Origin of the sequence: Butyricicoccus faecihominis (genome assembly GCF_014648015.1) — a bacterium.
GTDB lineage: Bacteria > Bacillota > Clostridia > Oscillospirales > Butyricicoccaceae > Agathobaculum > Agathobaculum butyriciproducens.
In genome coordinates this window covers 72705-86524 of record NZ_BMQH01000009.1, presented here as the reverse complement: position 1 = coordinate 86524, position 13820 = coordinate 72705, and the positions used below count along the sequence as shown (strand labels likewise).

The window sequence follows — 13820 nt, the reverse complement described above, 5'->3', positions numbered from 1 at the left end:
GGGAGGGGAGACGCAGTGGATGACAAGCATATTGTGGCGCAGGCGCGGCGCGGCGAGCTTTCCGCCTTTGAGGAGTTGGTGACGCGCTATGAAAAGCGCGTGTATGCCATCGCGCTGCGCTCGTCCGGCTCGCCGGAGGATGCCGCAGATATCACGCAGGAGGTTTTCCTTCGGGCATGGCGTTCGATGAAGGACTTCCGCGGGGACAGCGGCTTTGCGACCTGGCTGTTCCGCATCACGATGAACCAGTGTGTCGATTACGCGCGGCACAAGCAGAGCCAGCCGCCGACGCAGCCGCTCGTGCAGGGCGAGGATGACGAGGAACGCGAAATGCCGCTTCCGGATACGGCTCCATCTCCCGAAGAGCACCTGGAGAACAGCGAGCTGGGACGCGAGCTTGCCGCCGCGCTCGATGAGGTGAGCGACGAGCACCGCAGAATCGTCCTGCTGCGGGACGTTTCCGGCATGAGCTACACCGAGATCGCCGAGATACTCGAGGTCAGCGAAGGCACGGTAAAGTCGCGGCTGTCACGCGCACGCATCGCTTTACGCAAAATTTTACTCAAACGAGGGAACCTTTTTCATTTGCCTTCGTCTAAAGATATGGAAGGAGGCGAGGAGCATGAATGAGGAGGAATATTTTGAACAGCTTTGCTCGAACAGTGTGGACGGAACCTTGACCGATTCCGAAAAGCAAAAGCTGGAAGAGCATCTGGCAGAGTGCCCATCGTGCGCCGCGCTGAAAGAGGATCTGAAGCAGATGCACAGTATGCTGGCGGTGGACGAAACCGAGCCGCCGGCCGGACTGCATGACAGCATTATGGAACGTCTGCGGCAGGAGGAAACCGTTCGGGTGGTTGCGCCGCAAAAGCCGATGCGCCGTCTGCCGGCGTTTACGATGGTGGCCGCTGCGGCGGTTGTCGTACTGGTCGTGCTCGGCGGCGGACTGATGCCCGCGTTCAGCACGGTAGGCAGCGGCAGCACGACGGCAGCGGATTCCGCTTCGGCGGACGCAGGAGATTGCACGATGAACGGCGGTATGCAGGATGAGATCGAGCAGTCCGTACAGAGGAATACCGATACGTCGGACAGCGGAGCATCGAATGCAAGCGAGCAGCAGAGCGGCACGGCTTCGCAGAGTGCGAACGGCAGCGCATACAGCGGACAGAATGACACCGGCGAGGACTCTGCGGCGAATGCGCAGAGCGATGCGGGCGTTGATGCTGAGCAGTATGCAGACAACGATCAGTCGATCGCAGCGCCTGAGCCGATTATTGAGAAGTCGGTACAGGTGCAGACCGGTCCGGTGCTCACGCTGCCGCAAAGTCTGCACGGCGCACACACCGCGTACTGCTATGTGGCCACCGGCGGCAGCAGCCTGCCGGATATCGATGGTGAGCTGCTCGCGCAGGAGAACGGCGTTTCGTGGTTCCGGCTGGACAACAGTATGGAAACGCTCGAAAAGACGCTGCAGACAGTAGAACAGGCAGGCTGCACGGTGACTGCCTATGATAAGGTCGATCTGACGATCGACAGCCATGCAGATTCGTGGATCTTAGCGGTTGTTACCGGTTGAGATTGGGCAAAACAGACCTGAAACGATGGTTTTCGGGTCTGTTTTTGTGCATAACGCGAAAAATTCCGATTTCAACAAAAAATCGCTGAAAATTTTGTGCAAACACTTGACTTTTCTCCGAAAGTATTGTACTATGTATAAGAACTTGCGAGAGCAAGTCAAAACGCGATGATACCGGAGATTGCTGCTATGAGCAGGTAACTTCGGTGGAGTAGGTCCGACAATCGGGCGGTTGAGATAACTGCTATCAGCTGGATTTAGATATTCAGCAAAAACGCAATGTTCATGCGTAAATTCGGGACTCGCGGCGCGTGCGCCGTCAAGCCGATGGTTTGAACCACTTACGTTTCTTATCGTGACCGGATTGTTGCGCTGCGGAGTCAGTGCGCCCGGTTATTTTCATGCCCGTTGCGTGATACGCACGGCGGAGTTGCAGTTTCTCTCCGTAGCGAGTCAAAACATTATTTAATGTATGGCACACATACGAGGAGGAAAATCCACAATGGCAAACGCACAGAAGATTCGCATTCGCCTGAAGGCGTATGATCACGAGCTGATCGACCAGTCCGCAGAGAAGATCATCGAGACCGCTAAGCGCAACGGCGCTAAGGTTTCCGGCCCGATCCCGCTGCCGACCGAGAAGCAGATCGTTACCATCCTGCGTGCTGTTCACAAGTACAAGGATTCTCGTGAGCAGTTCGAGCGCCGCACCCACAAGCGCCTGATCGACATCATCAACCCGAATCAGGCTACCATCGAGGCTCTGACCACTCTCGACCTGCCGGCTGGCGTCGAGTTCGAGGTTAAGCTCTAATTTAAGTCAACAAGCTGACCGGATTAACCCACCGGCGGTTTGAAGCCCTGCCGCGACACGCGCGGCGAGGTCATGTTGGCGGTCAAATGCCGTCAACCAATAACCTTTAAGGAGGAAAAACAAATGCTGAACAAAGCAATCATCGGCAAGAAGGTCGGTATGACCCAGATCTTCAATGCTGACGGCAAGGTTATCCCCTGCACCGTAATCGAAGCAGGTCCTTGCGTTGTAACTCAGCTCAAGACCGAAGAGAAGGACGGCTACAATGCTGTACAGTTCGGTTTTGAGGATGTTAAGGAAGCTCGCCTGAACAAGCCCCAGAAGGGTCACCTGAAGAAGGCTGGCGACTCCCTGAAGAAGTACCTGAAGGAGTTCCGTTTTGAGGACTGCACTCCGTTCCAGCTCGGCGATGTTGTTAAGGCTGACATGTTCGTTACCGGCGATTATGTTGACGTTACCGGCACTTCCAAGGGCAAGGGCTACGCTGGCGTAATCAAGCGCTTCAACGCATCCCGCCTGAAGGAAACCCACGGTACCGGCCCTGTACACCGCCATGCGGGTTCTATGGGCGCTTGCTCTGATCCGTCCAAGATCATGAAGGGCAAGATGATGCCGGGTCACATGGGCGCTGAGCAGGTTACTGTTCAGAACCTGGACGTTGTAAAGGTTGACGCTGAGCTTAACCTGATCGCCGTTTGCGGCGCAGTTCCGGGCCCGAAGGGCGGCATCGTAGTGCTGAAGAACACCGTTAAGAACAACAAGGTTGCCAAGGGCGAGGCTGGCATCAGCAAGAACCCGCAGAAGGCTTCCGCAAGAAAGTAAGGGAAGGAGGAGCAAATCATGCCTACAGTAGCAGTTTTTGATATGACCGGTAAGAAGACCGGCGAGATGGAGCTGAACGCGGCTGTTTTCGGTATTGAGCCGAACATGACCGTTGTACACGCTGCAGTAAAGAATTATCTGGCTAACCAGCGTCAGGGCACTCAGTCCACGCTGACCCGCGCCGAGGTTCGTGGCGGCGGCATCAAGCCGTGGCGTCAGAAGGGCACCGGCCGTGCTCGTCAGGGTTCTATCCGCTCTCCGCAGTGGACCCATGGTGGTATTGCCCTCGGCCCGAAGCCCCGTTCCTACAACTACAGCCTGACCAAGAAGACCAAGCGTCTGGCTATGCTGTCCGCTCTGTCTGCAAAGGCAGCAGCAGGCGAGATCATCGTAATCGATGGCCTGGATATGGGCGAGATCAAGACCAAGTCCTTCGTTGGTTTCCTGAACGCAGTTGAGGCAACCGGCAAGAGCCTGGTAGTTACTCCGGAAGTTCGCACCAACGTAGTTAAGTCTGCGGCAAACATCCCGGGCGTACGCACCACGATCGCGTCTACCCTCAATGTATACGACATCCTCAATGCTGACAAGTTCATCATCGATAAGGCAGCAGTTGAGAAGCTGCAGGAGGTATACGCATAATGAAGTACGCATACGACATTATCAAGAAGCCGATCATCACCGAGCGTTCCATGATGGGCGCACAGGACAACAAGTACACCTTCGAAGTAGCGATCGATGCCGGCAAGGTAGAGATCAAGAAGGCTGTAGAGGAGATCTTCGGCGTTAAGGTTGCCAAGGTTAACACCATCAAGCTGCCGGGCAAGTGGAAGCGCATGGGCGTTCACGTTGGCAAGCGTTCCGACATCAAGAAGGCGATCGTAACCCTGACCGCTGACTCCAAGAAGATCGAGATCTTCGAGAACATGATGTAAAAACCACTTCGGCTGCTAAGGCGAGCCTGAGTGTTCCCGCGAAGCGGGTTTTCAATAGAATCTGCTTGCAGATTCATAAAAACCGGGAGCATGTATCACGGTTTTTATACAAGAGCGAAGAAAAGTTTCGCTGGTCGGAACTTTTCGCAGCCTTGGTTTCATCCGCGCTGTGCGCGGTGGAACCTCTCTCGTTTGAAAACGTGTTTTCAAACGAAGTAATTGTATGGGGAAGCCACCCCGATAATAACGTATCAAGGAGTTGAAATTCCAAATGGCTATCAAGACTTTCAACCCGACGACGCCCTCGCGCAGAAATATGACTGTGCTTTCCTACAAGGGTCTGTCTAAGGTGAAGCCCGAGAAGAGCCTTCTCGAAAAGGTCAAGAAGACCGCTGGCCGCAACAGCTACGGCCGCATCACCGTTCGCCACATCGGCGGCGGCAACAAGAAGAAGTACCGTATCATTGACTTCAAGCGTCAGAAGCTCGACGTTTATGCCGAGGTTAAGACCCTGGAGTATGATCCGAACCGTTCCGCTAACATCGCTCTCATTCAGTACGAGGACGGCGAGAAGGCATATATCCTCGCTCCCGAGGGCCTGAAGATCGGCGACAAGGTCGTTTCTTCCAAGGATGCCGACATCAAGCCCGGCAACTGCCTGCCGGTTGAGAACATTCCGGTTGGTACCATGATCCACAACATCGAGCTGTACCCGGGCAAGGGCGCACAGCTGGTTCGTTCCGCAGGCGTTGGCGCTCAGCTGATGGCTAAGGAAGGCGGCAAGGCAATGGTTCGTCTGCCCTCCGGTGAGCTGCGTTACGTCCGTCTGGACTGCAAGGCTACCATCGGCGTTGTTGGTAACTCTGATCATTCTAACGTACAGCTGGGTAAGGCTGGCCGTACCCGTCATCTGGGTATCCGCCCGACCGTTCGTGGTTCTGTAATGAACCCGTGTGATCACCCGCACGGCGGCGGCGAAGGCAAGAGCCCGATCGGTCGTCCGTCTCCGGTTACCCCGTGGGGCAAGCCGGCTATGGGTTACAAGACCCGCAAGAAGAACCACCGCACCGACAAGCAGATCGCTCGTCGTCGCAACGGCAAGTAAGAAAGGAGTTATCTTAATATGGGCAGAAGTGTTAAGAAAGGCCCTTTTGTGGCTCCTGAGCTTATCAAAAGAGTCGTTGAAATGAACGAAAAGGGCGAGAAGAAGGTCCTCAAGACCTGGTCCCGCGCTTCCACGATCTTCCCTGAGTTCGTCGGTCATACTATCGCAGTACACGACGGCCGCAAGCACGTTCCGGTATACGTTACCGAGGACATGGTTGGTCACAAGCTGGGCGAGTTTGCTCCCACCCGTACCTACAAGGGTCACGCGGGCAGCAAGACCTCCAATAACGGCAAGTAAGGAGGAGTTAAAGTAACATGGAAGCAAGAGCTATTGTACGCAACGTACGCATGACCCCGCGAAAGATCAAGCTGATCTGCGATCTGATCCGCGGCAAGGATGCGGGCGAAGCTATGGCCATCATCATGAATACCCCCAAGGCAGCATGCGAGCCGATGGAGAAGCTCCTCAAGAGCGCAGTTGCCAATGCCGAGAACAATCACGGCATGAACACCGACAAGCTTTACGTTAAGGAAGTTCACGTCGGTCCCGGTCCGATCATGAAGCGCGTTATGCCGCGTGCACAGGGCCGTGCATTCAGAATCCTCAAGAGAACCTCGCACATCACGCTGGTTCTTGGCGAGAAAGAATAAGGGAGGGTAATCAATGGGCCAGAAAGTAAATCCGAACGGTCTCCGTGTCGGCGTTATCAAGAATTGGGATTCCCGTTGGTTCGCTAAGGACAATGTGTTCGGCGACCTCCTCGTGGAAGACTACGAGATCCGTAAGGATCTGAAGAAGCGTCTGTACGACGCAGGCGTTCCGGCGATCGAGATCGAGCGCAAGAACGACGAAATCAAGATCATGATCCAGTGCGCACGTCCCGGCATGGTTGTCGGCCGCGGCGGCGAGGACATCAAGAAGCTCGAAGAAGAGCTGACCAAGAAGTACGGCAAGAAGGTTCGCTGCTCCATCATCGAGATCAAGAACCCGGACACCAACGCTACCCTGGTTGCTGAGAACATTGCAGCTCAGCTCGAGAAGCGCATCGGTTTCCGCCGTGCAATGAAGCAGTCCATGGGCCGTGCAATGCGCATGGGCGCCAAGGGCATCAAGGTTTCCTGCGGCGGCCGTCTGGGCGGCGCGGAAATCGCACGCACCGAGCATTACCACGAGGGCACCATTCCGCTGCAGACCCTGCGTGCGGACATCGACTATGGTTTTGCTGAAGCTGCGACCACCTACGGCCGCATCGGTGTTAAGGTATGGATCTACAAGGGTGAGGTTCTCCACGGCGGTCCGCGTCTGGGTCGCTCCATTGAAGCTCCGAAGCCGGCATTCGAGCGCCGCGATCGTCGCGGTGACCGTCGCGGCCGTCGTGACTTCAACCGTGGCGAGCGTCGTGCTCCCCGTCAGGAAGGAGGCAACCGTTAATGCTGCTCCCTAAGAGAGTTAAGTATCGTCGCGTTCATCGCGGCCGTATGACCGGCAAGGCTACCCGCGGTAACTTCGTATCGAACGGTGAGTTCGGTATCCAGGCTACCGAGCCGTGCTGGATCACCTCGAATCAGATCGAGGCAGCCCGTATCGCTATGACCCGTTACACCAAGCGTGGCGGTCAGGTATGGATTAAGATTTTCCCCGACAAGCCGGTTACCAAGCATCCGGCTGGAGCTCGAATGGGTTCCGGTAAGGGCGCACCCGAGTACTGGGTTGCAGTAGTTAAGCCGGGCCGTGTACTGTTTGAGATTGCAGGCGTTTCCGAGGAAGTTGCTCGTGAGGCACTGCGTCTGGCAAGCCACAAGCTGCCCTGCAAGACCAAGTTCGTTGCCCGTGAGAAGAATGGCGGTGAAGCATGATGAAGGCATCTGAGATCAGAGAACTGACGGCTGAGGAGCTGTCTGCAAAGCTCGGTGAGCTGAAGAAGGACCTCTTCAACCTCCGTCTGCAGCTCGCTACCAATCAGCTCGACAACACCAACAAGATCAATGAAGTCAAGCACGACATTGCTCGTATCAATACCGTTATCCGCGAGAAGCAGATCGCGGAGAAGGCATAAGGGAGGGAAACGAATATTATGAGCGAAAGAGCATTACGCAAAACGCGAGTAGGCAAGGTCGTTTCCGATAAGATGGATAAGACCATTGTCGTAGCAATTGAGGATCGTGTAGCACATCCTCTGTACAAGAAGGTTATTCCGCACACCTATAAGCTGAAGGCACACGACGAGAACAACGAGTGTGGCATCGGTGATAAGGTTAAGGTGATGGAGACCCGTCCGCTGTCCAAGGACAAGCGCTGGCGCCTGGTCGAGATCATCGAGAAGGCAAAGTAAGGAGGAGAGCACATGGTTCAGCAGGAAAGCTTTCTGCGTGCAGCTGACAACAGCGGCGCAAAGGAACTGAAGGTAATCCGTGTTCTCGGCGGCTCCGCACGCAAGTACGGCAACATCGGTGACGTAGTTGTTTGCTCGGTGCGCAAGTGCACCCCGGGCGGCGGCGTAAAGAAGGGCGATGTCGTTAAGGCAGTTATCGTCCGCACCGTTAAGGGCCTGCGCCGCGCTGACGGCAGCTATATCCGCTTTGACGAGAACGCTGGCGTTATCATTCGTGATGACAAAAACCCCCGCGGCACCCGTATCTTTGGGCCTGTCGCTCGTGAGCTGCGTGACAAGGATTACATGAAGATCCTGTCGCTTGCTCCGGAAGTACTGTAAGGAGGTCGCCAACAAATGAACAATTTGCACGTTAAGACGGGCGACACCGCAGTCGTTCTTTCCGGCAAGGAAAAGGGCAAGCGCGGCAAGATCCTGTCCGTAAACCCGAAGAAGGGTATGGTAGTAATTGAAGGTGTGAACATGATCAAGTGCCACACCAAGCCCCGCCGTCAGGGTGAAACCGGCGGCATCATCGAGCGCGAGGGTGCGCTGCGTGCCTGCAAGGTAATGCGCGTATGCCCGAAGTGCGACAAGCCGACTCGTGTAGCGCATAAGTTCACCGAGAACGGCACTAAGCTGACGGTGTGCAAGCACTGCGGCGAAACGCTTTAAGAAGAGGAGGTTGCAATAAATGGTTCCGAATATGAAAGCAAAGTATACTGCGGAAGTTGCGCCTGCTCTGATGAAGAAGTTTCAGTACGAGAGCGCAATGCAGATCCCGAAGCTCGACAAGATCGTAATCAATGTCGGCTGCGGTAAGGAAGCAAACGGTAACTCCAAGGTTATCGAGGCTATTGTCCGTGATATCACCCTGATCTCCGGCCAGAAGCCGATCATCACCCACGCTAAGAAGTCCATCGCAAACTTCAAGCTGCGTGACGGCATGCCGGTAGGCGTTAAGGTAACCCTGCGCCGTGACCGCATGTGGGAGTTCCTGGATCGTCTGTTCAACGTAGCTCTGCCGCGTGTACGCGACTTCCGCGGCATCAACGGCAACGCATTTGACGGCCGTGGCAACTACGCTCTGGGTCTGAACGAGCAGCTGATCTTCCCGGAAATTTCCTACGATCAGATCGACAAGATCCGCGGCATGAACATCGTTATCTGCACCACTGCAAATACCGATGAAGAAGCAAAGGAGCTGCTTACTCTGATGGGCGCTCCGTTTGAGAAGTAAGGAGGAGAAGTTAAATGGCTAAGAAGTCGATGGTTCTCAAGCAGCAGGCTAAGCCGAAGTTCTCCAGCCGAGCTTACAACCGCTGCAAGATTTGCGGCCGTCCGCACGCTTACCTGCGTGATTTCGGTATCTGCCGTATCTGCTTCCGCGAGCTGGCTTACAAGGGCCAGATTCCGGGTGTCCGCAAGGCATCCTGGTAAGGAAGAGCGATTTCAAAAAGGAACCCGTAAGGGTTCCTTTTTTTTATGCTTTAACGGTGGGCAGAGACCATTTCTGCACCGACTGATCGGGGCACGCGAACTGCGTAAGCGGGTTCGCCCCTGACGGGCGGCAGCCTTTTTCAGCACCGGCTGAGCGGGGTACGCGAACTGTCGCAGGCGTGTTCGCCCTTTCCGGGCGGGAAGTTTTCCGCTGCACCTCAGCGGGGGGATTCGCCGTCTGCGGACGGCGGGAACGTGCCGCGCCCCGCGGCAGGGGCAAAAAGGAAGGACAACCTGCGGTTTTCCTTCCTCTTTGAACTCCTACCTTTCCCTTATTTGTTAGCCTGGCGCAGAACAGAGACCGGCGACCGCTTCGAAACAGGGAACGGCAGTCGGGTGACCGTTGTGTGTCTTTCGTGAAATGTTCGCAATTCACAGATAGCGTACTGCTACACAGATGGTTTTATCAACGCAGGCGCGACACAAGGTGAATTGCCCGTAGGGCAAGAGAGGGTCCCCTGGGGGATAGCAGTGTCGCGCAGCTCTTTGGCACGTTGTAACGGACGGCACCTGCGGGTTTAATAATTGGTACAATCTATCTCGTAGGGTGCGCCGACCTCGGCGCACCGCCAAACAAAGGAAAACATCATGTTAAATCTTCATTTTAACGAAAAAATCCGGTTTTCCTCTTGCATTTTCCCGCAAAATGTGTTTTAATAATTCTGTTATGAATATTCCAATGCGATGAGCAGGAAAAGTAACGCTGTGTTCCTCTTTCTCAGAGAGAACGGTCCCATGGCTGCAAGCCGTTTATCGAGGTATGGCGCGAAGTTCCCCTGTGAGCACCGGTGCTGAATAGATGCAGTAGGCGCCGGCGAAGTAACGCTCCGTTACCGGCGTTCAATGAGTGCCCGATTTTTTCGGGAATCAGGGTGGTACCACGGAAGTTTTACGCCTTTCGTCCCTAATTTTGGAGGGATGAAAGGCGTTTTTTGTTTCATTAGGAATTACTAATTGGTATAAGAGACCATCCCTTATATACAAGCCAAAGAAGGAGAATTGGTATGAAAGAAAAGCTGCAAGGCATTTTGCAGACCGCGAAGGAGCAGCTCGCTGCCGCGAAGGATTCGCGCGCGCTGGACGAGGCCCGCGTTAAGTTCCTCGGCAAAAAGGGTGAGCTGACCGCGCTGCTCAAGGGCATGAAGGACGTTGCTGCAGAGGAGCGTCCGGTTGTTGGTCAGCTGATCAACGACGTTCGTGCGGAGATCGAAACCATCATTGACAAGCAGAAGAAGCTGATCGAGCAGGCTGCGCTCGAGAAGAAGCTGGAGGCGGAGACCATCGACGTTACCCTGCCGGGTGAGGACGTTGTCATCGGCAAGAAGCATCCGCTGAACATCGTGCTCGACGAGTTCAAGGAGATTTTCCTCGGTCTGGGCTTCTCGATTGCTGAGGGTCCGGAGGTTGAGCTGGATCACTACAACTTTGAGGCGCTGAACATTCCGAAGGACCATCCGGCACGCGACACGCAGGATACCTTCTATATTTCGGATAACGTTGTGCTCCGCACGCAGACCTCTCCGATGCAGGTCCGCACGATGGAAAAGCGCAAGCCGCCGATCCGTATTATTGCGCCGGGCCGTGTTTACCGTTCGGACGCCGTTGACGCAACCCACTCTCCGCTGTTCCATCAGATCGAGGGTCTGGTTGTCGATAAGGGCATCCGCATGAGCGACCTGAAGGGCATCCTCGAGCTGTTTGCAAAGAAGCTGTACGGCGAGGACACGGTTGTTCGTTTCCGTCCGCATCACTTCCCGTTCACCGAGCCGTCTGCGGAGATGGATATCCAGTGCTACCGCTGCCACGGCGAAGGCTGCCCGCTCTGCAAGGGCGAGGGCTGGATTGAGATCCTCGGCTGCGGCATGGTTCACCCCAAGGTGCTTGAGATGAGCGGCATCGACCCGAATGAATACTCCGGCTACGCCTTCGGCATCGGTCTGGAGCGTATGGTTATGGGCCGCTTCAAGATCGACGATATCCGTCTGTTCTATGAGAACGACGTTCGATTCCTGCACCAGTTCTAAGCGCTGACGCCTTATAGGGGACTTCAAAAGTCCCCTATATACGAAAAACGGTTCCTGGCGAAACCGCTTTTCGATACCCGAACGACGCCGCCCACGGCGGCTGGGTCGGGGTGTAAAAACGCAGGTACACGCCCCGCGTTTTTACGAAACAGCAAGGCTGTTTCTATTTCATGCGCGCCTGATGGCGCGATACTATCAAGGAGGAAATATCCTATGAAGTTGCCATTATCCTGGCTTTCGGATTATACCGATATGAACGGCATCACGCCGAAGGAGTATGATGCCAAGCTGACTATGTCCGGCTCCAAGGTCGAGGAGGTTTACTATCTCGGCGCAGAGATCGAAAATGTTGTTACCGGCAAGATTCTCGAGGTTGTCGATCACCCGGATTCCGACCATCTGAAGATTTGCCAGCTCGATGTCGGCAAGGAGGAGCCGGTGCAGATCGTCACCGGCGCACCCAATGTAACGCCTGCGTCCGTTGGCGAGATCTGTCCGGTCTGCCTGCACAAGTCCACCCTGCCGGGCGGCGTGAAGATCACCAAGGGCAAGCTGCGCGGCGTGCCGTCCAACGGCATGATGTGCTCGTTCCAGGAGCTGGGTCTGTCCCACGGCTGCGTACCGTATGCGTGCGAAAACGGCATCCTGTTCCTGCCGGCCGGCACCCCGGTTGGCGAGGACATCAAGAAGGTACTCGGTCTGGACGACTGGGTTTCCGATTTTGAGATTACGTCCAACCGCCCGGACTGCCTGAGCGTGATCGGTCTGGCCCGCGAGACTGCGGCTACCTTCGACCGTCCGTTCAGCGTCAAGACCCCGGAGGTCAAGGGCGTGGGCGACGACATCAACGAGTATATGTCGGTTGAGGTCAAGGATACCGACCTGTGCCCGCGCTACACCGCCCGCATTGTTAAGAATATCAAGATCGAGCCGTCTCCGGCGTGGATGCGCGAGCGTCTGCATGCCTGCGGCGTTCGTCCGATCAACAACATCGTTGATATCACCAACTATGTTATGCTCGAGTACGGCCAGCCGATGCATGCGTTCGACTACAAGTGCCTGTCCGATGGCCGCATCGTTGTCCGCCGTGCCCGCAACGGTGAGTCCATCCAGACTCTGGACGGCGTAGATCACGACCTGAGCGACAAGATGCTTGCCATCTGCGACAACGACAAGCCGGTTGCTGTTGCAGGCGTTATGGGCGGCGCAAACTCCGAGATTATGGACGACACCAAGACCGTCGTTTTCGAGTCCGCAAACTTCCACGGCGCTACCGTTCGTATCACCGCAAAGGCGCTCGGCATGCGTACCGAGGCCTCCGGCCGCTTTGAGAAGGGCCTTGACCCGCGCATGACCCTCGATGCAGTCAACCGTGCGTGCGAACTGATCGAGATGCTCGGTGCAGGCGAGGTCGTTGACGGCATTATCGATGTTGACAACTCCGACCCGAACCACAAGCGTCTGCCGTTTGAGCCGGACAAGATGAACGCGCTGCTCGGTCTGGAGCTGTCCACGGAGGAGCAGGTAAAGCTGCTCGAGAAGCTGGGCTTCCAGATCGAGAACAACGAGGTCGTTGTGCCGTTCTTCCGCACCGACATCAACCGTATGTGCGACGTAGCCGAGGAAGTTGCCCGCATGTACGGCTACGACAAGATTCCGACCACGCTGTATGCCGGTGAGATGGTACAGGGTGAGTTCACGCCGGCTCAGCAGGCGGAGCGCGCTGCTGCGCTGGTTTGCCGCGAGGCGGGCTTTGACGAGTCCATGAGCCACTCGTTCATCTCCCCGAAGTTCTACGACATGATCGGCTGGGACGAGAACGACCCGCGCCGTATCTCCACCACCATCCTCAATCCGCTTGGTGAGGATTTCAGCGTAATGCGTACCACCGTGCTGCCGTCCATGCTGGATAATCTGGCGCACAACCACGCGCATCGCAACCCGACCGCTTCGCTGTACGAGCTGGGCACCATCTACACCCCGACCGTCAAGGACGGCAAGGCTGACCCGGACGTACTGCCGCACGAGGAGAAGATCCTGACCCTCGGCAGCTACGGCCGCCTGTCCTTCTTCCAGTTCAAGGGCGTAATCGAGGCGCTGCTGCGTGAGCTGAACATCAAGGGCGCGTCCTTTGCTCCCGAGAAGGCCAACCTGTCCTACCACCCGGGCCGCTGTGCCAAGGTGCTCATTGACGGCAAGGAGATCGGCGTATTCGGCACCATTCATCCGACCGTTGCCGCACGCTACGGTCTGTCCGGCGAGGTACTCGCTGCCGAGCTGCAGATGGACGCGCTGCTGGCCGCCATCGACCCGGAGAAGCTGTATCATCCGCTGCCCAAGTTCCCGGCATCCACCCGCGATATCGCCGTTCTGGTTGATGATGCCGTTCCGGCGGCTTCCATGCAGGCCGCTGTTGAGAAGGCGGCAGGCAAGCTGCTCGAGTCGGTCAAGCTGTTCGACGTTTACAAGGGCAAGGGCATCCCGGAGGGCAAGAAGTCTGTTGCATATTCGCTGTCCCTGCGCGCACCCGACCGTACCCTCACCGACGAGGAGTGCGACAAGGCAATGCGTGCCGCTATCTCGGCGCTTGAGACCGAGTTCGGCGCTCAGCTGCGCGGTTAAGTTCCTGAATTGGATAGAGAAAGAGCAGATGCTTGGCATCTGCTCTTT

The 13820-nt window shown here is 56.1% G+C and carries 19 protein-coding genes and 1 other annotated feature; all 19 genes read left to right on the top strand.

Going from position 1 to position 13820, the window contains the following annotated elements; genetic code table 11:
• Nucleotides 1–15 precede the first annotated feature (15 nt).
• The 19 genes from IEY11_RS10150 (at nt 16) to pheT (ending at nt 13772) form a co-directional block, all read left to right on the top strand.
• A complete protein-coding gene (locus tag IEY11_RS10150) occupies nt 16–630 on the top strand; it encodes an RNA polymerase sigma factor (RefSeq protein ID WP_188886464.1) in 615 nt (204 codons plus the stop codon).
• Complete coding sequence (locus tag IEY11_RS10145; RefSeq protein WP_188886463.1) at nt 623–1576, top strand: zf-HC2 domain-containing protein; 954 nt, start codon at nt 623–625, stop codon at nt 1574–1576. The genes IEY11_RS10150 and IEY11_RS10145 overlap by 8 nt, the downstream gene beginning before the upstream one ends.
• A gap of 502 nt (nt 1577–2078) precedes the next feature.
• Nucleotides 2079–2390, top strand: a complete 312-nt coding sequence (gene rpsJ / locus IEY11_RS10140; RefSeq protein ID WP_054326972.1) for a 30S ribosomal protein S10 — start codon at nt 2079–2081, stop codon at nt 2388–2390.
• 126 nt (nt 2391–2516) lie between these two features.
• On the top strand, nt 2517–3212 hold the full coding sequence (gene rplC / locus IEY11_RS10135) for a 50S ribosomal protein L3 (RefSeq protein WP_117491440.1): 696 nt from the start codon (nt 2517–2519) through the stop codon (nt 3210–3212).
• Between the two features lie 18 nt (nt 3213–3230).
• Nucleotides 3231–3854 (top strand): 50S ribosomal protein L4, encoded by a 624-nt coding sequence (rplD, locus tag IEY11_RS10130; RefSeq protein ID WP_110435212.1) that lies wholly within the window; start codon nt 3231–3233, stop codon nt 3852–3854.
• Entirely contained in the window at nt 3854–4147 is a 294-nt protein-coding gene (rplW, locus tag IEY11_RS10125) for a 50S ribosomal protein L23 (protein WP_110435211.1), read from the top strand. Before rplD ends, rplW begins: the two co-directional genes overlap by 1 nt.
• Before the next feature lie 271 nt (nt 4148–4418).
• The gene (rplB, locus tag IEY11_RS10120) at nt 4419–5252 is read left to right on the top strand and encodes a 50S ribosomal protein L2 (protein WP_118478294.1); all 834 of its coding nucleotides are present in this window, start codon (nt 4419–4421) and stop codon (nt 5250–5252) included.
• Nucleotides 5253–5270: 18 nt separating this feature from the next.
• Nucleotides 5271–5552: a 30S ribosomal protein S19 gene (gene rpsS, locus IEY11_RS10115; RefSeq protein WP_110435209.1), complete on the top strand. Its 282-nt coding sequence runs from the start codon at nt 5271–5273 to the stop codon at nt 5550–5552.
• A gap of 17 nt (nt 5553–5569) precedes the next feature.
• Complete coding sequence (gene rplV / locus IEY11_RS10110; protein ID WP_118478296.1) at nt 5570–5905, top strand: 50S ribosomal protein L22; 336 nt, start codon at nt 5570–5572, stop codon at nt 5903–5905.
• 13 nt (nt 5906–5918) lie between these two features.
• A complete protein-coding gene (gene rpsC / locus IEY11_RS10105; protein ID WP_116704663.1) occupies nt 5919–6686 on the top strand; it encodes a 30S ribosomal protein S3 in 768 nt (255 codons plus the stop codon).
• Nucleotides 6686–7111, top strand: a complete 426-nt coding sequence (rplP, locus tag IEY11_RS10100) for a 50S ribosomal protein L16 (RefSeq protein ID WP_110435206.1) — start codon at nt 6686–6688, stop codon at nt 7109–7111. Before rpsC ends, rplP begins: the two co-directional genes overlap by 1 nt.
• Complete coding sequence (gene rpmC, locus IEY11_RS10095; protein ID WP_110435205.1) at nt 7111–7311, top strand: 50S ribosomal protein L29; 201 nt, start codon at nt 7111–7113, stop codon at nt 7309–7311. The genes rplP and rpmC overlap by 1 nt, the downstream gene beginning before the upstream one ends.
• 18 nt (nt 7312–7329) lie before the next feature.
• Entirely contained in the window at nt 7330–7587 is a 258-nt protein-coding gene (gene rpsQ / locus IEY11_RS10090; protein WP_054326963.1) for a 30S ribosomal protein S17, read from the top strand.
• A 12-nt stretch (nt 7588–7599) separates the two neighbouring features.
• A complete protein-coding gene (rplN, locus tag IEY11_RS10085) occupies nt 7600–7968 on the top strand; it encodes a 50S ribosomal protein L14 (RefSeq protein ID WP_116704662.1) in 369 nt (122 codons plus the stop codon).
• 15 nt (nt 7969–7983) lie between these two features.
• Nucleotides 7984–8301, top strand: coding sequence for a 50S ribosomal protein L24 (gene rplX / locus IEY11_RS10080; protein WP_110435203.1), 318 nt, complete (start codon nt 7984–7986; stop codon nt 8299–8301).
• A 19-nt stretch (nt 8302–8320) separates the two neighbouring features.
• Nucleotides 8321–8866 (top strand): 50S ribosomal protein L5, encoded by a 546-nt coding sequence (gene rplE / locus IEY11_RS10075; RefSeq protein ID WP_117555184.1) that lies wholly within the window; start codon nt 8321–8323, stop codon nt 8864–8866.
• A gap of 14 nt (nt 8867–8880) precedes the next feature.
• Nucleotides 8881–9066 carry a type Z 30S ribosomal protein S14 gene (locus IEY11_RS10070; protein WP_110435201.1) on the top strand — a complete coding sequence of 62 codons (186 nt, stop codon included), beginning with the start codon at nt 8881–8883 and terminating at the stop codon, nt 9064–9066.
• Nucleotides 9067–9801: 735 nt separating this feature from the next.
• Nucleotides 9802–10035, top strand: a binding site (T-box leader).
• A 95-nt stretch (nt 10036–10130) separates the two neighbouring features.
• Nucleotides 10131–11150: a phenylalanine--tRNA ligase subunit alpha gene (gene pheS / locus IEY11_RS10065; protein ID WP_110435200.1), complete on the top strand. Its 1020-nt coding sequence runs from the start codon at nt 10131–10133 to the stop codon at nt 11148–11150.
• 213 nt (nt 11151–11363) lie between these two features.
• Complete coding sequence (pheT, locus tag IEY11_RS10060) at nt 11364–13772, top strand: phenylalanine--tRNA ligase subunit beta (RefSeq protein ID WP_188886462.1); 2409 nt, start codon at nt 11364–11366, stop codon at nt 13770–13772.
• The last annotated feature ends 48 nt before the right edge of the window (nt 13773–13820 follow it).